Origin of the sequence: uncultured Corynebacterium sp., assembly GCF_947253065.1 — a bacterium.
Taxonomy (GTDB): domain Bacteria; phylum Actinomycetota; class Actinomycetes; order Mycobacteriales; family Mycobacteriaceae; genus Corynebacterium.
The window spans coordinates 1-22,485 of the sequence record NZ_CAMXWS010000001.1 but is presented as its reverse complement, the minus strand read 5'-3'; the positions used below and the strand labels follow the sequence as shown (position 1 = coordinate 22,485).

The window sequence follows — 22,485 nt, the reverse complement described above, 5'->3', positions numbered from 1 at the left end:
AGATGTTTCAGCGGCGTGATCTGCCACTATTGGCCACCCTTTTGCACGTAAGAACGAACGAATTCCTCAGCATTGGTGTCCAGCAAGGAATCGATCTCATCGAGCAAGTCGTCCGTGCCAGTGGTATTCACATTCACCTGGCCAGCGTTCTGGGCGTCACCGGAATCGGAGTCGTCGCCACCGCCGCCAGAAATATTGATCTGATCTTGAGCCATACCTCCACCCTACTTTCCATCAACGAGCGCAGCGACGAGCTCATCCGGCGTCGTCGCATTATCAAGCAACTCACCCACATCAGCGCGGGTGAAACCATCAACAGCATTGAGCGGGACGGTCCGTGCGCCTTCCGCCGTATCGAATTGAATCGACTGCCAACTCGACGCGATCACATGCTCACCGAATTCCGCAGCAACGCGGCCACGGAAATACGCACGTGAATTCTCCGGCGGATACGCAGCAGCAGCCACGATCTCCTCATCCGTAGCCAACGTCTTCATCCGGCCAGCACGAACAAGCGCGTGGTACAGCGACTTCGCCGGATCAATATCGGCATACTGCAGATCCACCGCCTTCAGCTTCGCGTTACTCCACGACAGACCACGATCCACATACCCCTTGATCAGCGCATACTTCGCCGCCCAGTCCAAACGGTCCGCAGTACTCAACGGATCGCGTTCTAGGTCGTCGAGGATCTCGCGCCAGAGTTCAACAACACGCTTATCCACATCTCCCTTCGCACTCACTAGCCTCAGATACTCCCGTTGGAGGGCGATGGGGGTGCAGGTGGAGCCGTCGATAAGCGAAAGCTCGTGGTTAAGCGAAAGATCACGCGAGACGTTCTTGAGCTCCTCAACCGGCTCTTTGAGGCGCAGGTCGCTGAAATCCACGCCTTTTTCAATCGCATCGAGCACAAGTTTCGTCGTGCCGAGCTTGAGGAAATTCGCGTAATGCGACATGTTCGCATCACCGATGATGACGTGCAGGCGCCCGAATTGTGTCGCATCCGCGTGCGGCTCATCACGCGTATTGATGATCCCGCGGTTCAGCGTCGTCTCAAGGGAGACCTCCTGGAAGAAATAATCCGCCCGCTGTGAAAGCTGGAAACCGTCCCGCTCGCCTTCTTCTCCGATGCCCACGCGACCTGCGCCAGCGAAAATCTGACGTGTGACGAAGAACGGAATCAACCCCGCCGCAATATCCTCAAATGGTGTCTCGCGCGAGTACTGATAGTTCTCGTGCGAACCGTACGATGCGCCCTTGCCATCGACATTGTTCTTGTAGATCTTCAACGGTGGGCACGGCTCATGGCCCTGTAGAACAGACACGCCCTCGTCATACAGCTGCGCAACACGCTCCGCTGCCTGACGCAGCACCAAATCCCCCGCTGCGTCATAGACCATCGCGCTATACGCATCAGCGACTTCCGGTGACGAGTACTCGGGGTGCGCATGGTCCACATAGAAACGCGCGCCGTTCGCCGTCACCACATTCGCCACACCCACAGCATTCGGCGCGACAATCGGAACCGTCTGGTAGCGCTTTAAATCAAAACCGCGCGAATCCTTCAGCGGGTGCTCATCCTGATAATCCCAGCGTGCACGAGCTGCCGTATGCATTGCCGCATACGCCACAACAGCATGCGTCGAGCTCACGATCGGACTCAACGAAAGATCATCCGGAGTAGTAATCCCGTATTCAGTCTCAGTGCCCATGAAACGCGTCATGGGTTCAACCTTATCGGGCAGCGCTGCGCACCCTGGTAGATGGCAGCGCTCTCGTCCGACTACCAGCCGCGCTCTGCCAAGCGGTGCGGTGCAGGCAGATCAGCAACGTTGATGCCCACCATCGCTTCGCCGAGGCCGCGGGAAGCTTCCGCGACGGCAGCGATGTCGTCGTAGTTCTTCGTCGCCTTCACCACAGCAGCGGCGCGCTCAGCAGGTTTGCCGGACTTGAAGATGCCGGAACCGACGAACACACCATCCGCACCCAGCTGCATCATCAGCGCAGCATCCGCCGGGGTGGCCACACCACCAGCAACGAAGAGCGGAACCGGGAGACGGCCATGCTCTGCCACCCATGCGACCAGGTCGTACGGGGCCTGCAGGTTCTTCGCTGCCACGAAAAGCTCATCACGGTTGCCATTCCACAAGGCCTGCAGACCAGCGATTTCCGCAGTGATTGTGCGCAGATGCTTCGTCGCCTCAGAGACATCGCCCGTGCCAGCCTCACCCTTAGAGCGGATCATCGCGGCACCCTCATTGATGCGGCGCAGCGCTTCGCCCAAGTTGGTCGCTCCGCACACGAATGGGACATCGAAGGAACGCTTGTCGATGTGATTGACGTAGTCCGCCGGGCTGAGCACCTCCGACTCATCGACGTAGTGCACGCCCAGGTGCTGCAGGATCTGTGCCTCCACAGTGTGACCAATGCGCGCTTTCGCCATCACCGGAATTTCGACAGCCCCAAGGATGCCCTCGATCAGGTCCGGATCCGACATACGAGCAACGCCACCCTGTGCACGAATATCAGCCGGCACGCGCTCCAGAGCCATCACAGCGACAGCGCCCGCATCCGCCGCGATCTTCGCCTGCTCAGGAGTGACCACATCCATGATCACACCACCCTTGAACGTCTCCGTCAGTTCCGTCTTATCCAGTTGAGTTGAAAAAGTCATAGGCACAAGCCTGCACCTCCAACTGGTAGATTCCAAGAGCCAGCAGATCACTATTTCTTTGGACCAGTTGCCTTGCTTATCGACGTCTCCCGCTCCCTCCCCATCCCGCTTACCACCCAAGTCGCCGCCTCAATCCGCACCGCGATCTCAAACGGCGAGCTGCGTCCCGGGGACGAAGTCCCGTCAACCCGTGAACTCGCACGGCAGGCAGGGATCTCCCGCGGCACGATCGTCACCGCATACAACCAATTGGTCAGTGAAGGATATTTAGTAGCCACCCAAGGCGCCCCGACCTGCGTCAACCCGGCGCTCACAGTGCCAACCAGTGGCGCGAAAGAAACAGACACACCGGAATCTCTTTCCACCAGCAACCCTCGCCGCCGCAAGCAGATAATTTCCCTGAAGCCTTCCTCAGGCCACGCCGGCGCCATCCGTCCCGCCGCATGGCGTCACGCTTGGCGGGAAGCTGCCGCCGACCCTCACCTTGTCACCGAACCGACCGGCCAACAGTTTCTTCGCCACGAGATCGCAGAGCACTTGCGGATGGGGCGAGGCATGAAAGTGAGTTCGGGAAATATCGTCATCACAGGTGGCACCCGCGAGGGCCTCCAACTGGTTCTCATGGCTCTTGGGCGTGGCAAAAAGCTACGTGTCGGTATCGAAGATCCAGGACACCCAGGGCTGCGTAATGTCATCGACATGACCGGACACGTTCTCGTACCGTGCCCAGTTAATGAGGATGGCGTGTCCATTCACACGCTTCCAGACGACCTAGACGCCCTCCTGGTGACCCCATCTTTCCAATACCCACTTGGCGCATCCATGCCTGCTGGCAGGCGCAATGAGCTGCTGGCATGGGCCACACGGACAAAAACAGCGCTCATCGAGGACGATTTCAATGCGGAACTTCGCTACCGCACATCCCCCGTGCCCCCGCTCGGATCACTAGGCGGCGAGGCGAACGTGATCACCCTCGGTACGTTTTCGACACTTTTGAACAGGGCTGTGGCGGCCGGGTACGTTGCCACTTCTGGTCAGCTCGCTACAGAAATCTCGAACACACGCAAGATTCTGGGCATGCCCGTTTCTGCCGTCACGCAGCTCGCAATCGCTCATCTCCTCCGAAATGGACATGTACGCAGGAATACAAAAGCTGTGCATAACCGCCTGGCCCGTCGCCGAGAAATCATCGCCTCTGAGATCATCCCCCGTTTATCCCAGCGTGGTGCTGTGGTCACTGAAATGGCGGAGGCCAACGGAGCGGACCTGGCCGTCACCTTCAACACGCCAAAGGCGCGCGATGCTTTTGCAAATGAGCTAGCGGCTCATGGCATAGAAATCGGCCGCCTCGACACCCTGTGGACAGGGCGCGACGACGGCCTCATTCTTAGCTTCGCTCACCTCACCGAACCCGATTTCAACCGGGTCCTGAAAGTTTTCGACTCCGAACTATGAATTAGAGGGGGATGTTGACCGGCAGCTTGCCGCTCTTTACAACGTTGAAGAGAGCTGCGAGCAGTGCCAGACCAGCGATGCCGCCCAGAACGCCACCGAGGATCTTCTTCTGCTTGTCATCGAGGCTGGAGCCCTTGCCATCGCCAGCGTTGCTGGAACCCTCACCGTTGTTAGCATCGCCCTCGCCATCCTTGGAGGAGAGCTTGCCCAGTGCCTCGCTGATGTTGGTGTTGTCGCTGGAGCCGCCATTGTCGGTGGTCTCAGCGGTTGCCTGCGGCGCGACAGCGAGGGATGCGGTCAGCAGACCTGCGACGATTCCAGTCGTAAGTTTGGTGGCCTTCATGTGGTTCTCCTTTATTCCGGGCGGGGTGCCCAGTTCGTTGGACTGTATCCATCCGCAATTGGTCTTGCGAACTTGTTTTGTCACGATACGGTTACGAGGTACTTTTGTGAACCAAATCGACTTAAAGTTTTGATAACAAAAGCCTGGCAATCCCCTGCTATAGCACTTCAGCTGCGACGACACGCTTGCCGGTACGGCCAGTTATCCGCGCCCACTCATCCGGGTTGGACACATTCGGCATGTCCTCGCTTTCATCCTGCTCTGCACGAACAGCCAGACGCAGATGATCGGCCGATACCCCCTTTCCGACACCATCGATCTGGTCCTTGATCGCTAGCTTCTTGGCACGATCGACGATATTCGCGATCATCGCGCCCGAGACAAAGTCTGCATAGTGCAAGGTCTCCTCACTGCCATCCACCAGCGTCAGTTTTACAAAGGGACGAGGGGCAAAAAGCTTGTCGACGGCCGCGTCGATAAGCTCCTCAGTGCTTTCCTCATGCGGGACGCCCTCGGTGAGGTATCGCGCGAAGATCTCCCGTGCCTCCTCACGGTTCGGTCGATCGATGCGGATCTTGATGTCCAGACGTCCCGGACGAAGAATCGCCGGATCAATGAGCTCCTCACGGTTCGTCGCGCCGATCACGATGACATTGGCGATGTCCTCTACACCGTCGATCTCCGTGAGCAACTGCGGAACAACCGTAGTCTCCATGTCTGAGGAAACACCCGAACCGCGAGTACGGAAGATCGACTCCATCTCATCGAAGAAGATGATCACTGGGCGACCTTCGCCGGCGAGCTCCCGCGCACGCTCGAAAATCAATCGAATGCGACGCTCCGTCTCGCCCACGAACTTATTCAACAGCTCCGGACCCTTGACGTTGAGGAAGTGTGCCTTCCCACCATCACCGATGCGAGCGGAGAGCGAATTCGCAACCGCCTTGGCAATCAGTGTCTTGCCACAGCCCGGCGGGCCATACAGCAGTACACCTTTCGGTGGTTTCAAGTCATACGTCTTGTACAGATCCGGGTGTGTGAACGGGAGCTCCACCGAGTCACGGATGGTCTCAATCTGTGTGCGCAGACCACCGATATCGTCGTACGTGACGTCGGGGATCTCCTCGAGCGAAAGCTGGTTGACCTCCGTCTTCGGGATCCGCTCGAATGCGTAGCCAGCCTTCGGGTCGATGAGCAGCGTATCGCCTGCGCGAGCTTTTTCCTGCAGAGCCTGCGTCAGGTGGACGACCTGCTCAGTGCCTTGCATATCCGCCACAATCGCACGGTCGTGCCCAATGCGCTCCGACAGCGTGACGAGGTGGCCCGTCTTTGAATACCCGCAGGCCTCGACGACAACTGAACCTTCGCCAAGGCGCACCAAACCACCCGGAGTGAGTGTTCCCGGTTCCACCGCGGGCGAAACATGCAGACGCATTCTGCGGCCCGACGTAAACACCTCAGCCTCGGTGCCACGGCGCGCAGGAGCAAGGTAGATACCGTACGTCGACGCAGGCTCGCCAAGTGCTTCCACCTGGGCATTGAGGTCCTGCAGCTTATCGCGCGAAGACTTCAGCAATTCCGCCAATTGCTTATTCCGTGCAGAAAGAGCACGGTTTTGAGCTTTCAGCTCAGAAAGAGAGATTCCATCGGTACTGCTTTGTGGGCGGGTCATACCAACCCAGCTTATCGACGAGCCCTCCGCTGCGGCCGCGGCGGGGTCACCCCATCAGCAAGCCGGCGTGTCCACACCAAAAAGGCAGTGTGCGCATTCATCCGGTGCTCCGGCCGCGTCGCCAACCCTTCGACCTTCCATTCACGCAGCAAGGTCTCCCAGGAACGGGGTTCGGTGAAGCACTTGGCCTCGCGGATCGTTTCCACGATATTCATCAGTTGCGGCACCGTAGCCACGTAGGTCATGAACACGCCGCCCGGAATGAGCACGTCCTTCACGGTGTCGATGAAGTGCCATGGCTCCACCATGTCCAAGATCACTCGATCGACCGGCCCACCGAGCTCCTCGGTAGTGATTTCACCGAAGTCTCCGAGCTTCGGAGTCCACCACTCCGGCTCACCGCCGAAATAATCCGCCACATTATCTCGGGCATACGCAAGGTGGTCATCACGAATCTCGTAAGAGAAGACATGCCCTTGCGGACCAACTGCGCGGAGAAGCGACATGGTCAACGCGCCTGAACCAGCACCAGCCTCAAGGACACGAGCACCCATGAAAATATCGCCCTCAACCAGGATCTGACCTGCGTCCTTCGGGTAAATCACGGCGGCGCCACGCGGCATCGACAAGACATGGTCGACGAGCAAATGACGGAAGCAAAGGAAGTCTGCCCCAAGCGTCGACTTCGCTACCGTTCCTTCGTCTGCACCGATGATGTCGTCGTGGCTCACGATTCCCTTGTGCGAGTGGAACTGCCCACCGGGTGTGAGCTCGATGGTGAAATGACGACGCTTCGCATCAGTCAGCTGGACTTTATCGCCAGGTTGGAACGGTCCGGAATACATCGGTCTCCTTTAAAAGAATCGGACAGGCGCGTGGTGGTTTTAAGAACCAGAAAAGTATGCCGTAAGAGCGTCGGTGAACCATAGTTGGTCCTGGATACCGACGAGCTCGCGCGCGGAGTGCATGGACAAAAGCGGCACCCCCACATCGACCGTTGGGATGCCCAGACGCGTCGCTGAAATCGGCCCGATGGTCGAGCCACATGGCACCGCGTTGTGCCCCACAAAAGTCTGCACCGGCACATCAGCAGCACGGCAGGCGCGGATCCACGCAGCCTCGGTCACAGCATCTGAGGCGTAACGCTGGTTCGCATTGATCTTCAGCACAGGGCCGCGGTTCATCAGCGGGCGGTGCGTCGGATCATGCTTTCCCGGGTAGTTCGGATGCACGGCGTGCGCTGCGTCAGCCGAGACGAGCAGAGAATTCGCGTACACCTCAACGGGATCACCGATCGCGTCGGCGAGCTTCGCCAGGACGCGCTCGAGCAGCGGGCCGCCAGCACCAGTCGTCGACGCGGAGCCGACCTCTTCGTGGTTGAATGCTGCCAGAACCAGCACGTCCCGCGTCTGTCCCGCCTGGGCTGCAGCCAACATCGCACGCAGCGATGCATGGACACTGCTCAAATTATCCATCCGTCCAGCAGCCAGGGTGTCACCGAGAACCTCCGGGCGCTGCGCGTCAGAAGAGATGAGCTCGTGGGCGACGATGTCTTCTGCCTTCACATCGACACCATCTGCCCTCAGCTGTGCCGCCACGATCTCCATGACCGGCCGGTCAACTCCCATGACGGGTTGCATGTGCACCTGCCGGTCGATCTCCGGCATATCACCCCGGTAAAGGTGAATCGCCAAATGCGGAACCCGGGCGATGGGAGGGGTGGAAACGGTGTGGGTGGTGCCGTCGATAAGCGCGACGCGTCCTGCGAACCGTAACTCGCGATCGAACCAGGAGCTCAAGATCGGCCCGCCGTACACTTCAACGGCAAGCTGGCGGAACCCCTCGCGCACAACATCAGGGTCCGGCTTGAGCATCAACCCAGGTGAATCCGTGTGGGAACCAATGATGCGCAACGCGGGCCGCGGGTCCTCCGGTACCCACCACGCAATGACCGCGCCACCTTGCACCATCACATGGCCGCCCGGCTGCGTCCCTGTGTCCTCACTGAATCCCGCTGCGACGAGCTCATCGCGCACATTCTCCGCCGCGTGGAACGCGCTCGGACTCGCCGCCAGGAAGTCTGCGAAATCGCTGATCTGCATGAGCCCTACTCTAGGATGTAGACCGATATGACACCACGACCACTAGCCCTCTCCCCCTCCCGCGCCAACGACTACCAGCAATGCCCGCTGAAATACCGTCTCCGCGCGATCGACCGCATCCCGGAACCAAAAACAGAGGCGCAAGTCAAAGGAACTCTCGTCCACGCGGTGCTAGAAGAAATGCACGCGTGGCCACGCGATCAGCGCACCTTCCCCGCCGCGGTCAAGCGGCTCAAGCCAGCCTGGGCAAAGCTAATCGACGACGACCCCACCGCCGCCGATCCCATCACCGACGAGCACCAACTGCTTGTCGACGCCCGCGATCTCCTCCGCGGCTACTTCCACATGGAAAACCCGCTCGGCTTCGACTCTCACGAACAGGAAATGTACGTGGATACTGTCCTGCCCAACGGAGTTCCCGTCCGCGGGTTCATCGACCGAGTCGACATTGCCCCCACCGGAGAAATCCGTGTCGTGGACTATAAGACCGGCAAGAAACCACTGCCCCGCTATTCCGCCGAGGCACAGTTTCAGATGCGTTTCTACGCGCTGGTGTACTGGCGTCTGTTTGGCACCATCCCGCACCAACTGCGCCTGATGTACCTGAAGGTCATGGACTCCATGTTCCTTAGCCCCTCGCGGGAGGAACTCGAATACTTCGAACGCGACCTCGGCGATCTGTGGGAGAAAATCGAAGCAGACGGCCGTTCTGGAAACTTCCGCCCGAAGACATCCAAGCTGTGCAATTGGTGCGCATTCCAGGAGCTTTGCCCCGCTTTTGACGGCACGCCGCCGCCGTACCCCGGTTGGCCAGGGTCGACAGCGGATCCAGCGGAGTCTTAGAACAGACCGCTGACCGTGCCGTCGGCAGCAACGTCGATGTTGTTGGCCGCAGGCACCTTCGGCAGACCCGGCATGGTCATCACATCGCCGGTAAGCACAACGACGAATCCTGCACCCGTACGCGGCAACAAACGCTGCACGTGCAGGGTGTGGCCTTCCGGGGCGCCGAGAGCAGTCGGATCATCCGAGAAGGAGTACTGCGTCTTCGAGATACACACCGGCAGCGTGTCCCAACCATTGTCCTTAAGCATCTGCAGGTCGCGCAAGGCCGCAGCGGAGTACTGCACGTCGTCCGCACGGTAGATCTCACGAGCGACGGTTTCGATGGACGCCTCAGTGCCCTCCGCCGGGTCGTAGAGCTGCTTCGAGGATCCCGAAACAAGCTTGCCGACGAGTGTCTCCGCGAGCTCTGTCGCTCCCTCGCCACCCTTGGCCCAGACATCTGCTTCCTCGAGAGCAACACCGAAATCGGTGGCCCATGTGCGCATGAATTCGCGTTCAGCTTCTGTATCTGAGGTGAACAGGTTGAGTGCGACTACCGGCTCAACACCGAACTTCCGGATATTCTCCACGTGACGCTCGAGGTTGACCACGCCGGACTTGAGGGCGTCGATGTTCTCGTCGGTTAGCTTTTGCTTCGGCACACCGCCGTTGTATTTGAGGGAACGAATCGTCGCAACGATCACTGCGCCGGCGACATCAAGTTCACCGTAACGAGCCTTGATATCGAAGAACTTCTCAGCGCCCAGATCAGAGCCAAAGCCAGCCTCAGTCAGGACGATATCGGCGCATTTGCGCGCAGTCTGAGTGGCCACGAGTGTGTTGCAGCCGTGAGCGATATTCGCGAAAGGCCCGCCGTGAATGAATGCAGGTGTCCCACCGAGTGTCTGCACCAGGTTCGGGTTGATCGCATCCTTAAGCAGCGCGGCCATTGCGCCTTCAGCCTTCAGATCGCCAGCGGTGACCGGCTCCTTGTCATAGGTCAAGCCGACGGTGATGCGTGCAAGACGGGCCTTCAGATCCTCAAGATCTGTGGCCAGGCCGAGAATTGCCATGATCTCGCTGGCGGCGGTGATGGTGAAGCCAGTCTCAGCGGGCGAGCCACTGCCCGGTCCGCCAAGTCCGGTGACGACGTTGCGCAGCGAACGGTCGTTGACGTCGAGACAGCGCTGCCAGGTGATGCGGCGGGCGTCGATACGCAATTCGTTGCCATGCTGAATGTGGTTGTCGACGATGGCCGCGAGCGTATTATTCGCACTGGTAATCGCATGGAAATCGCCGGTGAAGTGCAGATTGATATTCTCCATCGGCACCACCTGCGAATAGCCACCACCAGCGGCACCGCCTTTGATACCCATGACAGGGCCGAGCGACGGCTCGCGCAGCGCCACCGCAGCCGAATGACCGAGCCTTGCCAGCGCATCAGTCAACCCGATCAACACCGTCGACTTCCCCTCGCCCGCTGGCGTCGGAGAAACGCCAGTAACGAGCACGAGTTTGCCCTCCGGTTGGCCCTCAAGCTGCGACACATCCACCTTGGCCATCGAGCGGCCGTACGGGATCAAAGCGTCATCAGGCACCCCAGCTTTAGCCGCGATGTCCCCAATCGGTTCGAGAGTGTGTGCTTGCGCGATTTCTACGTCAGTCTTCGGTTGCGTCATACACCCCAGCCTAGGCCAGACTGGTGCCGAACTCCCCTAGATGAGGACTGCGCCGAAGCCGTAGCCGAGCAACACCGAAATCACGATGCAAATGACACCAGGGACGATGAATGGGTGATCGAAAACATACTTGCCAATGCGGGTCGACCCCGTATCGTCCATCTCCACAGCGGCAAGCAGCGTCGGGTACGTCGGCAGGACGAACAGCGCAGATACCGCAGGAAAAGCAGCCACCGCAGTAAGCGGGCTGACGCCGATCGCAAGAGCCGCAGGCATAAGCGCCTTCGCCGTCGCTGCCTGCGAGTACAGCAGCGACGCCGCAACGAACAGCACCACAGCGAGCAGCCACGGCTGTGCGTGCAGAATGTCACCGGAAATCTTCTGAATGTCTTCGATGTAGTGGTTAATGAACGTCGTGCCCAACCATGCGACACCCAGCACACACACGGTTGCCGACATGCCCGAACGGAAGACCTGCGTGCCCAGGATTTCAGCGGCGGAAATCTTGGTCACGATGACGATGATGGTGGCAGCAGCAAGCATGATCGCCATGATCGCCTCGTTACGCGGGATCGACGGATCCGTGATCAAACCGACCTGCTCAGAGATCAGCGTCGCGTAGAACATGACCACCACGATCGCGATCAAGAAAATGCTTACCGACGCCTTCGCTGCCTTGGTCGGCGCATACCCGCTTTCCGACGCCGGCGGGCGCACCAAACCGTCCGCAAGTCGCTTCTGGTAGATCGGATCATCCACGAGATCCTTGCCCATGCGGTTCGCGATCCAGGCCGTCGGGAAAATAGCCAGGAAGGTCGCAGGGAGCATCACTCCGAGAAGCTGGAGGTAGCCAACGCCAAGTGGCTCAAGAATGCTAGCCATGAACACGACGGCTGCAGAGATCGGCGAAGCCACAATAGCCATCTGAGAGGCAATCACGGCGACAGACAACGGACGTGACGGCCGAACCTTGCCTTCCTTCGCCACCTCGACAATCACTGGCAGCGTCGAAAATGCGGTGTGACCGGTACCTGCGAGCACCGTCATCAACCAGGTCACGATCGGAGCGTAGAGAGTGATTCGCTTCGGATCCCGGCGCAGGAATTTCTCGGCCAAATAGACGAGATAATCCATACCGCCAGCAAGCTGCATCGCCGAAATAGCAGCGATGACACACATGATGATGCCAATAACATCAAAAGGAATGTCCTCCGCTGACACCGTCATACCGGTGACGCCCAGCAAGAGGACACCCAAACCGCCTGCGAAACCGATCGCGATAGAACCGTAGCGCGCACCGAGAACGATCGCGCCGAACAAAATGATGAGCTGAATAACGAGCAACATCGAGGGAACCTTTCAGTTGTGTCCCGGGCCGCCGCGGTCTGGCGACCACATCGTTATCCAGTATGAAACGCATTAATCCGCCCTACCAAGACGGCTGGGCGGATTAATGCGTTTTTGTGTCCGGAATAACAGCTTTGAGCTATTTAAAGCTGCTGGGCGGAACTAGTCGAGGTAGAGCTTTCCACGGAACTCCGGGTGCATGAGGTTTTCCTTGGAGAGGATCTGGTCGAGCGTGTCTTCGTCGAGAAGCTCCTTCTCCAGCACAAGCTCACGCACACCCTTGCCCGTTGCGGCAGCCTCCTTGCCGATCAAATCACCATTGTGGTGACCAATGAACGGGTTCAGGTAGGTAATGATGCCGATCGAGTTGTCCACGTAGCTCTGGCACACATCCTCGTTGGCGGTGATGCCCACGACGCACTTCTCACGCAGCGTCTTCGCCGCGTTGCGCAGCAGCTCAATCGAGCCGAACAGGCTGCGCGCGATGACCGGCTCCATCACGTTCAGCTGCAGCTGACCTGCCTCAGCCGCCATGGAGACGGTGACATCATTGCCGAAGACCTTGAAGCAAACCTGGTTGACCACTTCCGGGATCACCGGGTTGACCTTTGCCGGCATGATCGACGAACCAGCCTGACGTTCCGGCAGGTTGATCTCATTCAGACCCGCGCGCGGACCCGAGGAGAGCAAACGCAGATCGTTACAGGTCTTGGACAGCTTCATGGCCGCACGCTTAAGTGCCGAGTGCGCCATGACATAGCTACCGGTGTCGGAGGTTGCCTCAATCAGGTCAGGAGACGTGGAAATCGGCAGACTGGTGACCTCACGGAGCGCTGCGATAACCTGGTCACGGTATCCACCCGGGGTGTTCACGCCAGTGCCGATCGCAGTAGCGCCCAAGTTGACCTCGAGCAGATCAGCAGCAGCCTGCTGAAGCTTGTCCTGCTCCTCAGCAAGATTCGCACCGAAAGCAGTGAACTCCTGGCCCAGCGTCATCGGTACAGCATCCTGCAGCTGGGTGCGACCCATCTTGAGGATGTCAGCGAACTCATCGCCCTTTGCACGGAACGCACGCTGCAGCTCATCGAACTCAGCAATCAGGGTCTGCATCGAGTGGTACAGACCAAGGCGGAAACCGGTCGGGTACGCATCGTTCGTGGACTGGGACATGTTCACGTCATCATTCGGGTTGATGACGTCGTAGTTGCCCTTCTCCTCGCCCAGGATCTCCAAGGCAAGGTTCGCCACAACCTCATTGGTGTTCATGTTCACCGAGGTGCCCGCACCACCCTGGTAGGCATCCGTCGGGAACTGATCCATGCAGCGACCTTCGTCGATGATCTTGTCGCACGCAGCGATGATCGCGTCAGCCTTCTCCTTCGGCAATGTGTGCAGGCGACGGTTCGCCATCGCGGCAGCCTTTTTCACCATGACCATGCCACGGACAAAATCCGGGTAGTCCTGGATCTTTGCCGAAGAAATCTGGAAGTTGTCGATAGCGCGCATCGTGTGCACGCCGTAGTACTTATCGTTAGGAACCTCAACGGTGCCCAGCAGGTCTTCTTCTGTTCTGTAACCCATGGGCTCCAGTGTAGAGAATGTTAGATTCGCGCGATCTGTAGCTCCGTCGCAAGGATCGCCTCGGCGCCAGTGGCAGCGAGACGGTCCATCAACAGATTCGCTTCTTTCCGCGGAACCATCGCACGAACCGCCACCCAATTATCACGCTGAAGTGGGGAAACAGTCGGCCCCGTCAAACCAGGGGTCACCGACACCGCCGCATCCAAATTATCGCGCGAAATGTTGTAGTCGAGCATCACGAAATTGTGCGCCGTCAAGATCCCGCGAATACGCGACAACAGCACCTCGTCGTTTTCAGACAGGTCACGGCCTTTTTGCTTCACGACGACCGCCTCACTCGCCACAATCGGCTCCCCGAAAGGCTCCAAACCCTGCTGGCGAAGGGTCGCCCCCGTGGAGACCACATCAGCAATAGCGTCCGCTACCCCCAATTTGATGGAGATCTCCACTGCCCCGTCCAAACGAATCACTTCCGCGTTGATGCCACGCGCAGAGAGGTAATCTTCGGCGAGGTGGGGGTAACTCGTCGCTAAGCGCTTGCCCTCAAGATCCTCAATCGACCAATTCTGCCCCGCAGGTGCTGCGAAACGGAACGTCGAGCCACCAAAGCCAAGCTCGAGCACCTCCTCCACGTCTGCACGGGAATCCAGCGCAAGATCACGCCCCGTGATACCGAGATCAAGGTGGCCGGCCGCAACATAGATAGCGATGTCCTTCGGGCGCAGGAAGAAGAACTCCACATCATTCGCCTCATCGACGATGTTCAGAGCCTTGCTCACACCGCGCCCCTTGTAGCCAGCCTCCTTCAGAATTCCCGTGGCGGCCTCAGACAAAGAGCCCTTATTGGGCACAGCAATCTTGATCATGGTGAAGTGGGTGCTCCTCTAGAGGTACTTGTAAATATCGTCAGGGGTCAGACCACGGTGAAGCATCATCACCTGGGTCCAATACATCAGCTGGCTCATTTCCTCAGCGAGCTCAGCGTCCGACTGATACTCGGAAGCGATCCACACCTCGCCAGCTTCCTCGATGATCTTCTTGCCAATGAAGTGCGCGCCCTTATCAAGCGCCTCCACCGTTCCCGACCCCTCCGGTCGTTCGGCAGCCTTCGTAGTCAATTCAGCAAAAAGATCGTCGAAATTCTTCACGCAGATCACTTTAACCTAGAAGTTCTTTCCGTGATCCATGCCATACCAAGCGAAATGAACAAACCTTCGACCCAGCCGCTGAAAACCTAGCGTGCAGCTCTGGCGACCTGCACAAAAGGTTGAAGTGAACTGCTGAGACAAGCGGGTGTTGGTGTCGGCGCCAAACTGCGTCTAGACGGTGGCTGCGTCTAGACGGTGGCTGCGTCGTGGAACCAGGCAGCGACGTCTTCTGCCGTAGCTCCGATAAAGTGACCGGCATCGAAGGGCGTGACGCCTGCAGGAACCGGAGCTTTCGGTCCTGTTACTGGGTCGACCCCGACGAGGCCGAGAACGACACATCCGGCTGCAGCGGCAGCAGACATACCGGCCCACGAGTCCTCGAACACCAAGCATTCGGTGGGGTCTTTACCCACCAATGCAGCAGCTTTGAGGTACATGTCTGGAGCTGGCTTAGGGTGTTCCACCTCATCGCCTGTCACCGAGCCGGTGAAGAAGTCCCTACCGACCGCGTCGATGCAGCGGTCAGCCAATTCACGCTCGGTGTTCGTGGTCACGAACATGGGAACACCAGCCGCCTTCAGTGAAGACAAGACTTCCCGGATACCCGGGTTCGGCTCGAGAGAGCCCTCTAACAGTTGCGCCATGCGGCGGTACATCCATTGGCGGTGGGAGGTGTAGGCGGCGTCGTCAAGCGAAATGCCCGCCCAATCCGCGCACACGCGCAACGTGTTGGCGAAGCTGCCGCCGACTGTCTCCTCACGCTTCTCGGCGCTGAGTCGTCGACCAAGACGTTCCGACAGCTCATACGTCGCAATCCCCCACAGTGGCTCCGTGTCCACCATGGTGCCGTCCATGTCCCAGAAAACAGCGCTGGGTGCTGCTGGCCTAGTCAAGCTCAGGAAGCGAGTTCAAAGCGTCATCGTCCGCGCCGGTCGCAGCGGCCGTGCGGTACGCAAGATCCTGCAGGTCAGCCTTTTCTTCCGGTTCAAGCACCGCGTCAGCATGCTTGGCGTTGAACTCGTTGAGGTTATTGAAAAACGGCTCTACAACCGAGAGCAGCTTCGGCCCATCCGGATCATCGCCGAGGAGATCCAGCGCGTCGAGGTACATTTCGATCAGCTTTTTCAGATCAGGCAGCACTGCCGGGTCGAAAGGTTCCTCCCACAGCTCCTTGTCGCTTTCTTGAAGGTAGGAGCCGGTGGCGAAGGTGGTCAGGTCATCGATGAATTCGTCGACGTCGGATTGGAACTGAGCGCGAATGGTCATGCCCGCTATCATTCCCCAAGTTCAGCGGAGCTGCACGCCAAGTAAGCCGTCGAGCGCATCAGCAATGATTCCGTTGTGGTCGCCGGTGGCTTCGTCGACGATGTTGAGGGCGGAAACGGTGTCGAGATCGTCGGCAAGCGCTGCACGCAGCTTATCGACGACCCCCGTCGCCTCCCCTTCACTCACCTCTTGCTTGAGCGCCTCGCGCCAGGTAGACAAACGAGTTTCTGCTTCCTTGAGGACCTCGTACGAGAAGTCGCGGTCCTGGCGGTAATGACCCGCAAAAACTGCAAGGCGGATCGCGGAGGGTTCGTGTCCCTCTTCGGAGAGCTTGTGAACAAAGACAAGGTTGCCCAGCGACTTGGACATCTTCACGCCGTCGAGAGCAATCATGCCCGTATGTACGTAGTGGCCGGCCATGCGGTCGATGTCGTACGTCGCCTCAGCGTGCGCCGCGGAGAATTCGTGGTGCGGGAAAGCCAGGTCGCTTCCGCCGCCCTGGATTGCAAACGTGGTCCCGAGGCGGTTCGTCGCAATCGCAGAGCACTCAATATGCCAGCCAGGACGACCTGCACCGAAGGGAGAATCCCACGCCGGCTCCCCTTCCCTGTGGCCCCGCCACAAAAGGGCGTCGAGTGGGTCGCGTTTGCCTGCGCGGTCGGGATCGCCGCCACGTTCAGCGAAGAATTTTTCCATTGCTTCGCGGTCCAGGTTCGACTCGTAGCCGAACTGCTCGGTCGCGGTGATGGGGGCGTAGATGTCGGTGGCGCCGGAGGTGTCGTCGATAAGCGTATATGCGATGCCCTTATCCAGCAGCGTTTGCACCATCTCGATGACTTCGTCGATGGCTTCCATCGCGCCGATGTAGTCGCGCGGCGGGATGACCGAGAGAATCTCCATGTCGCTGCGAAACAGGTCGATCTGGCTGGTGCCGAGCTCGCGCCAGTCCACTCCGTCACGCTCAGCACGCTCAAAGAGCGGGTCGTCGACATCCGTAATGTTCTGCACATAGTGAACCTTGTGCCCGTTGGCCAGCAGTTGGCGGTATACAAGGTCGAAAGTGAGATACGTCGCCGCGTGACCAAGGTGAGTCGAGTCGTACGGGGTGATGCCGCAAACATAAAGGCCGACTTCATCACCACGCGTATCGACGACCCTTACACCCCCATCCGCCGTGTCATACAACGCGAGCGGCACAGGAGTACCAGCAACCGACGGAACCGCAGGAGTAGGCCAAGAATGCATGCAGCCCACCCTACAGCTCACGATGAGACAAGCATGCACAGACGTAATAAGGGCAGGTCGAACGCCCTCCTGCTGCTGGTTTACGGCATGACAACGTGGCCGTGGGTGCTATGCGCCACCTTCTCCGAACAGTAGGTGCATGGCTCCGTACCGGTGGGTGGTATTCGGCACCGGTTTTCCTCGTGGTGAAACCCAGATCGGGCTGCCGCGTCGTCTTCGTATGCGCCCGCGGTGTGTGCGCCATGGGTCATCATCATTAGTGCGGTTGTGATACCTACACACCGGCGCCAAATTGGCCATATTCGTCTCACCACCATGCACCCAGGCAGTGATGTGGTGGATCTCGCAATGATCCGCAGCATGCCGGCACCCCGGCACCGGACACGTCGTCATTGTTGCCCGGGCTAGGTCTCTTTGCTTGCTGTTGGCAAAACGCTGCGTGCGGTACAGGTTCACCGCACCTTCCGCCGGGTGGAACAACGCCACCTCAAGCTCAGCACCATGAAGCTGGGCAAGGTATTCCGCCCCCGTCATGGTGGTGCCATCCGACAACCCAAGAATCGTTTCATCGCCGCGGCCACCGAGGATCGAAATATGATCTGCCAGAGGGACGACCACCAACGGCCGTGGCACCGCAGAGGCCACCCCACCACCAGAACGCAACAGGCGGGCAAACGCCTCATACATCTGCGGACCCTCAGGCCGGGTGGCATCCAGGTTCTGGCGCAGGGCGTGTTCCAGGGCAGCGATATCACGCTCAGAACCCGTAGCAGTAAACGACCGCTTGCCTTTACGCGATTTAGTAAACCGCACCGACGTCTTCGGGGCAGGCTTCTCGGGGACTTCGACGATGTCTTTTGCGCGACGCTTCAACGTCGCGTAGTTCCCCTCCACCGACAACAGGGCCAAACGCGTCTTCCACGGATCCTTGGCCTTTTTGACCTGCTGCTCAATAAACACCAGCTGATCCAACGACTTCGACGTCGAACGCGCAATACGAAGAGCTTGGGCTTGCTTACGCGTCGCACGCGTCGCACCGAAATACACCGTGTGAAGCTCGGCCCATTTGTCTACCGCGACCGGATCGATGCCAGCATCGATGGCTTCCTGGCGGTCAAAATGCGCCAGGGCATCAAGCGGCCCACCAAGCGGGGCCAACATCGCGGTAAAAGGTGTCATGCCCCAAAACCTAAACCGACGAGGGCCCCCAAGAAAAGCGCACAACAAAACCCCTGTGGACAAACCGAAGTTATCCACAGGGGTCCGAAATTATCCAGCGGCGCTCATCACCCCGGTGGCGAGCAGAATCATCACGATGATGCCCAGCGGGATGCGGTATGCAGCGAACCAGGCAAAGGAGTTATTAGAGACGAACTTCAGAAGCCAGGCGATCGAGGCATAGCCAAGGGCGAACGCGACGATCGAGCCCACGAGTAACTGGGCACCGGTGGCGGATTGGCCGGCTTGGGGAGCGAAGGCGTCGGGAAGCGAAAAGAGCCCTGAAGCGAGAACTGCCGGAATGGCGAGCAGGAAGCTGAAGCGAGTGGCGACTTCGCGGTCAAGACCGAGGAAAAGGCCACCGGAGATGGTGCCGCCAGAGCGGGATACGCCCGGGATGAGCGCAAGGCACTGCCACAGGCCCATGACAAGGGCGTCTTTCATGGTCAGTTCTTCGTAGCCACGGGTTTTATTGCCGAAACGCTCAGCGAAGATGAACACGAAAGAGAACAGGATGAGCACTGCAGCGGTGATCCAAAGGTTGCGGAAATTCTCACGGATCAGGTCCTTGAGCAGCAAACCGAGCACAGCAACCGGGATGGTGCCGACAATGACCATCCAGCCCATGCGGTAATCGAAGCCACGCGCCTCTTTGTTGACTAGGCCGCGGAACCAGCCGGAGAGAATCTGCCAGATCTCTTTAGCGAAGAATACGAGGACAGCGAGCTCTGTGCCGAGTTGGATCACGGCGGTGAAGCTCGCGCCGGCGTCTTGGCCCCAGAACAGCTGGGAGACGATGCGCAGGTGTCCGGAGGAGGACACAGGCAGAAATTCAGTGAGGCCCTGGACGATGGATAGGACGATCACCTGGAGCCATGACATGGTTTCTGGGTTTGCTGCGATCACAGAGGGACACACTACAGCTCCCACGCACGGTGGCCGTAGCGCGACGCGGTGAAACTGCTGGGTCTTGATAAGGTAAGCGCTGTGAAACTTCGCCGTTTTTTGACTGTTCTTGCCGGTTCAACATTGCTTCTTGCTGGGTGTTCGCAGCCGCCGGGAGTGCCGCAGGAGGTGCCGGATATGGGCAATGCGGAGCCGGCGCAGTCGCCCCCGACTGGTGAGTTGAATGGCGAGGTGTTGGATTTCCCGGCTGTCGAAGATATTGAGGTCACGGACGGCACCATCGGTATTCGTGCTGATGGCAAGCTGCAAATTGGCTCGTTGGAGGAAATCAAGGACGGCTCAGGGACATCGCACGAGCTCCCGGAGTCGTGCGGGGATGTCACGGCAAATGTCGGTGCGTTCGTGACGGTGTGCGATGGCGAGGTACGCGTTTTCAAGGGCACAGAGAAGAATTCGTTCACGCCTGAGGATCCGGTCACGGTTGCAGCAGCGCTTCCCAACGGCGCGGTCATCGCCGGTTCTGTCGACGAGCCAAAGGTCTGGGTGTACGACGCCGATGGGACGAAGACTGACGGCATCACGGTCGCACGTCCATCGGATTTCGTCCTTGCACAACAGGACACGGTGGTGCGTCTGAACCGATTTGATACGACGATTCAGGACATCCAGCTGGCGAAAAGTCGCCAGGGCGGCACCTTGCGCGTGGGGCTTGGCGTCGGCCAGGCGGCATTCGGCGAGGACGGTTTGGTGCTCGCATCTGACGCGACGGGTGACCAGCTGTTGGTGTACACGACGGGTGAGGTCGTGCGTCTGCACCAGACGGTTCCCACGGACGCCACCCCGTGGGCGGTCGCGTGGGATCCGGCGCACAAGTTCGCATGGATCACATCGACAGAGGCCAATACGGCTACCGCTTACGATATTTCGAAGGGCGTGCCGCGCGAGCAGCGCAAGGTAAGCACAGTTGCGGACGCACAAAACATGGTGTCGCTTGACGACGGCACACTTCTCATCGGTTCCGCCTCCGGTGCCGGCCTGCACATCGTCACTCCAGAAAATTAAAGGATTGGAAGTCAGTCTCATGCGCGCATACGACGCACTCCTGAAGGTCATGTTCTTGCTCCCGCCGGAGCGTATTCACGGCATCATCAGCGGTGCTGTCGGGTTGTTGAGCTCCGTTGCACCTGCTAATCGTGCGATGGAAAAGGTCGTGCGCGTTCATGACAAGCGTCTCGAGCAAAACCTTTTTGGCGTGCGTTTCCCTGCACCACTGGGACTGGCAGCAGGCTTTGATAAGAATGCGACGGCGATCGATGCTTGGGGTGCGCTCGGTTTCGGTTATGCCGAGTTGGGCACGGTCACTCCCCGACCGCAACCAGGAAATCCGGCGCCACGTCTGTACCGCCTGCCTGCCGACAAGGCGATTTTGAACCGGATGGGTTTCAATAATGACGGAGCTTTGACGGTGGCGAAGAATCTGGAGCGCCGTAAGTCGAATGATGTGGTGGGCATCAACATCGGTAAGAACAAGACCTCGGATGATGCGGTGCGTGATTACCGCACCGGAGCAAGTCTTCTGGGCCCGCTGGCAGATTACCTGGTGGTGAATGTCTCCTCCCCTAATACGCCCGGCTTGCGTGACCTTCAGGCCATTGAGGAGTTGCGTCCGATCCTGACGGCCGTCAAGGAGTCGACTGATACACCGGTGCTGGTCAAGATTGCACCGGACCTCAGCGACGAGGACATCGATGCCGTCGCAGACCTCGCCGTGGAACTTGGACTCGACGGGATCGTGGCCACGAACACCACGATCAGTCGCGAAGGCCTAGCCACGGATCGCACTGAAGTGGAAGAGATGGGTGCGGGAGGAATCTCGGGGGCGCCCGTCGAGAAGCGATCTTTGGAAGTGCTCAAGCAACTGAACGCGCGTGTGGGCGGCAAACTTGTCTTGGTTAGTGTCGGCGGTATTTCGACGCCGGAGCAGGCGTGGGAACGCATCGCCGCTGGCGCGAGCCTGCTACAGGGCTACACGCCGTTCATTTACGGCGGACTCGGCTGGATCCGTCGTATCCACCGCGGGTTGGCGAAGCAGGTCGAAGCCCACGGCCTGAGCTCGATCAGCGAAGCCGTGGGCAGTGGACTGGGCTGGAAAAATTAGTTCTCGTCCCAACCCCAAATGATCGCGCGACCCAGAGAATGGAAGTTCAGGTTGAACCCAAGCTGGGTCGGGTTAGCGATCTCTGCTGGGAGCTCCGTGTCTACTGCGTGCACCGCGAAGAGGTAACGGTGCGGGCCGTGTCCTGCGGGCGGGTTTGAGCCGTAGTAGCCCTGCACGCCGGAATCTCCGGTGAGGACAACAGCGCCGACGCCAAGACCGTCCTTGGAGCCTGCATCCGTGGGCAGTTCCGTCACGTCAACAGGAATATTGAACGCTGCCCAGTGCCAGAAGCCTGAGGCTGTTGGTGCGTCGGGGTCGAAGCAGGTGATGGCAATGCTCTTGGTACCTTCCGGCAGATCAGACCAGGCGAGCTGCGGGGAGATGCCTGTGTCTCCAGTCTGTGCGTCAGGAAGCTTGTCCCCATCGACCAGGTCGGTGGAGGTGACGGGAAATGCTGGGACGCTGACCAGCGGTGCGTACGGGTCTGGGCCGGGGAAACGGTCGGATACATACGAAACAGTCATGTTTCCTTTGTACCGTGATCTATCGTTTGACGTGGCGATTTGCCGGAGCGGTGCGCTTCGTCCTATAGTTCTACGAGTGCCCAGCCGCAAGGCTGAAACACCCAAAGCCCGGGTGGCGGAATGGCAGACGCGCTAGCTTGAGGTGCTAGTGTCCTATTAACGGACGTGGGGGTTCAAGTCCCCCCTCGGGCACAAAACAACACCCTTTCGACGCAGGTCGGAGGGGTGTTTTGCATTGCAGTTAAGAGAAGTCGGACCCCATTCTAGGGCCGCCCAGCCCGCTGCTGGACTTTGGTGGCTGAAGATCAAAATTCTTCACTATGTACACGAAACCAGCAAAGA

22 protein-coding genes and 1 tRNA gene are annotated in these 22,485 nt (G+C 59.1%); 5 read left to right on the top strand and 18 right to left on the bottom strand.

Features of this window, described 5'->3' with window-relative positions:
* Positions 1-26 precede the first annotated feature (26 nt).
* From Q0X21_RS00115 to pdxS, 3 genes are read right to left on the bottom strand one after another with little or no spacing between them, the layout of a single operon-like run.
* Positions 27-215: a ubiquitin-like protein Pup gene (locus Q0X21_RS00115; RefSeq protein ID WP_297849664.1), complete on the bottom strand. Its 189-nt coding sequence runs from the start codon at positions 213-215 to the stop codon at positions 27-29.
* Between the two features lie 9 nt (positions 216-224).
* Positions 225-1,724, bottom strand: a complete 1,500-nt coding sequence (dop, locus tag Q0X21_RS00110; RefSeq protein ID WP_297849663.1) for a depupylase/deamidase Dop — start codon at positions 1,722-1,724, stop codon at positions 225-227.
* A 59-nt stretch (positions 1,725-1,783) separates the two neighbouring features.
* Complete coding sequence (pdxS, locus tag Q0X21_RS00105) at positions 1,784-2,674, bottom strand: pyridoxal 5'-phosphate synthase lyase subunit PdxS (RefSeq protein ID WP_297849662.1); 891 nt, start codon at positions 2,672-2,674, stop codon at positions 1,784-1,786.
* 72 nt (positions 2,675-2,746) lie between these two features.
* Between pdxS and Q0X21_RS00100 the strand changes: the two genes are divergently transcribed.
* On the top strand, positions 2,747-4,129 hold the full coding sequence (locus tag Q0X21_RS00100) for a PLP-dependent aminotransferase family protein (protein WP_297849661.1): 1,383 nt from the start codon (positions 2,747-2,749) through the stop codon (positions 4,127-4,129).
* Position 4,130: 1 nt separating this feature from the next.
* On the opposite strand, the gene Q0X21_RS00095 is transcribed toward Q0X21_RS00100, so the two are convergent.
* The 4 genes from Q0X21_RS00095 to Q0X21_RS00080 all read right to left on the bottom strand — a co-directional run bounded on the left by Q0X21_RS00095 (position 4,131) and on the right by Q0X21_RS00080 (position 8,246).
* Complete coding sequence (locus Q0X21_RS00095; RefSeq protein ID WP_297849660.1) at positions 4,131-4,472, bottom strand: hypothetical protein; 342 nt, start codon at positions 4,470-4,472, stop codon at positions 4,131-4,133.
* A gap of 157 nt (positions 4,473-4,629) precedes the next feature.
* Positions 4,630-6,144, bottom strand: a complete 1,515-nt coding sequence (gene arc / locus Q0X21_RS00090) for a proteasome ATPase (protein WP_297849659.1) — start codon at positions 6,142-6,144, stop codon at positions 4,630-4,632.
* Positions 6,145-6,155: 11 nt separating this feature from the next.
* The gene (locus Q0X21_RS00085; protein ID WP_297849658.1) at positions 6,156-6,989 is read right to left on the bottom strand and encodes a tRNA (adenine-N1)-methyltransferase; all 834 of its coding nucleotides are present in this window, start codon (positions 6,987-6,989) and stop codon (positions 6,156-6,158) included.
* A gap of 39 nt (positions 6,990-7,028) precedes the next feature.
* Positions 7,029-8,246: a M18 family aminopeptidase gene (locus Q0X21_RS00080; RefSeq protein WP_297849657.1), complete on the bottom strand. Its 1,218-nt coding sequence runs from the start codon at positions 8,244-8,246 to the stop codon at positions 7,029-7,031.
* A 27-nt stretch (positions 8,247-8,273) separates the two neighbouring features.
* On the opposite strand from Q0X21_RS00080, the gene Q0X21_RS00075 reads away from it, so the two are divergent.
* Positions 8,274-9,089 (top strand): RecB family exonuclease, encoded by an 816-nt coding sequence (locus Q0X21_RS00075; protein WP_297849656.1) that lies wholly within the window; start codon positions 8,274-8,276, stop codon positions 9,087-9,089.
* Here Q0X21_RS00075 and Q0X21_RS00070 read toward each other — a convergent pair.
* The 10 genes from Q0X21_RS00070 to Q0X21_RS00025 all read right to left on the bottom strand — a co-directional run bounded on the left by Q0X21_RS00070 (position 9,086) and on the right by Q0X21_RS00025 (position 19,437).
* On the bottom strand, positions 9,086-10,750 hold the full coding sequence (locus tag Q0X21_RS00070) for a formate--tetrahydrofolate ligase (RefSeq protein WP_297849655.1): 1,665 nt from the start codon (positions 10,748-10,750) through the stop codon (positions 9,086-9,088). The two genes, Q0X21_RS00075 and Q0X21_RS00070, sit on opposite strands and share 4 nt — an antisense overlap.
* 36 nt (positions 10,751-10,786) lie before the next feature.
* Positions 10,787-12,097, bottom strand: a complete 1,311-nt coding sequence (locus Q0X21_RS00065) for an anaerobic C4-dicarboxylate transporter (RefSeq protein ID WP_297849654.1) — start codon at positions 12,095-12,097, stop codon at positions 10,787-10,789.
* 162 nt (positions 12,098-12,259) lie between these two features.
* A complete protein-coding gene (gene aspA, locus Q0X21_RS00060; protein WP_297849653.1) occupies positions 12,260-13,678 on the bottom strand; it encodes an aspartate ammonia-lyase in 1,419 nt (472 codons plus the stop codon).
* A gap of 20 nt (positions 13,679-13,698) precedes the next feature.
* On the bottom strand, positions 13,699-14,544 hold the full coding sequence (gene hisG, locus Q0X21_RS00055) for an ATP phosphoribosyltransferase (protein WP_297849652.1): 846 nt from the start codon (positions 14,542-14,544) through the stop codon (positions 13,699-13,701).
* Positions 14,545-14,562: 18 nt separating this feature from the next.
* The gene (locus tag Q0X21_RS00050) at positions 14,563-14,826 is read right to left on the bottom strand and encodes a phosphoribosyl-ATP diphosphatase (protein ID WP_297849651.1); all 264 of its coding nucleotides are present in this window, start codon (positions 14,824-14,826) and stop codon (positions 14,563-14,565) included.
* Positions 14,827-15,014: 188 nt separating this feature from the next.
* Entirely contained in the window at positions 15,015-15,719 is a 705-nt protein-coding gene (locus Q0X21_RS00045) for an HAD family phosphatase (RefSeq protein ID WP_297849650.1), read from the bottom strand.
* Complete coding sequence (locus Q0X21_RS00040) at positions 15,712-16,092, bottom strand: hypothetical protein (RefSeq protein ID WP_297849649.1); 381 nt, start codon at positions 16,090-16,092, stop codon at positions 15,712-15,714. Before Q0X21_RS00040 ends, Q0X21_RS00045 begins: the two co-directional genes overlap by 8 nt.
* Before the next feature lie 21 nt (positions 16,093-16,113).
* Complete coding sequence (mshC, locus tag Q0X21_RS00035) at positions 16,114-17,337, bottom strand: cysteine--1-D-myo-inosityl 2-amino-2-deoxy-alpha-D-glucopyranoside ligase (protein ID WP_297849648.1); 1,224 nt, start codon at positions 17,335-17,337, stop codon at positions 16,114-16,116.
* 108 nt (positions 17,338-17,445) lie between these two features.
* Positions 17,446-18,516, bottom strand: a complete 1,071-nt coding sequence (locus tag Q0X21_RS00030) for an HNH endonuclease signature motif containing protein (protein ID WP_297849647.1) — start codon at positions 18,514-18,516, stop codon at positions 17,446-17,448.
* Between the two features lie 90 nt (positions 18,517-18,606).
* Positions 18,607-19,437, bottom strand: a complete 831-nt coding sequence (locus Q0X21_RS00025; RefSeq protein ID WP_297849789.1) for an undecaprenyl-diphosphate phosphatase — start codon at positions 19,435-19,437, stop codon at positions 18,607-18,609.
* Between the two features lie 105 nt (positions 19,438-19,542).
* On the opposite strand from Q0X21_RS00025, the gene Q0X21_RS00020 reads away from it, so the two are divergent.
* Together Q0X21_RS00020 and Q0X21_RS00015 are read left to right on the top strand one after the other, a co-directional pair.
* Positions 19,543-20,523 carry a hypothetical protein gene (locus Q0X21_RS00020; RefSeq protein ID WP_297849646.1) on the top strand — a complete coding sequence of 327 codons (981 nt, stop codon included), beginning with the start codon at positions 19,543-19,545 and terminating at the stop codon, positions 20,521-20,523.
* Positions 20,524-20,542: 19 nt separating this feature from the next.
* A complete protein-coding gene (locus Q0X21_RS00015) occupies positions 20,543-21,619 on the top strand; it encodes a quinone-dependent dihydroorotate dehydrogenase (RefSeq protein WP_297849645.1) in 1,077 nt (358 codons plus the stop codon).
* On the opposite strand, the gene Q0X21_RS00010 is transcribed toward Q0X21_RS00015, so the two are convergent.
* Complete coding sequence (locus tag Q0X21_RS00010) at positions 21,616-22,143, bottom strand: YbhB/YbcL family Raf kinase inhibitor-like protein (protein WP_297849644.1); 528 nt, start codon at positions 22,141-22,143, stop codon at positions 21,616-21,618. The two genes, Q0X21_RS00015 and Q0X21_RS00010, sit on opposite strands and share 4 nt — an antisense overlap.
* Positions 22,144-22,249: 106 nt before the next feature.
* Between Q0X21_RS00010 and Q0X21_RS00005 the strand changes: the two genes are divergently transcribed.
* Positions 22,250-22,335, top strand: a tRNA-Leu gene (locus Q0X21_RS00005).
* Positions 22,336-22,485 lie beyond the last annotated feature (150 nt).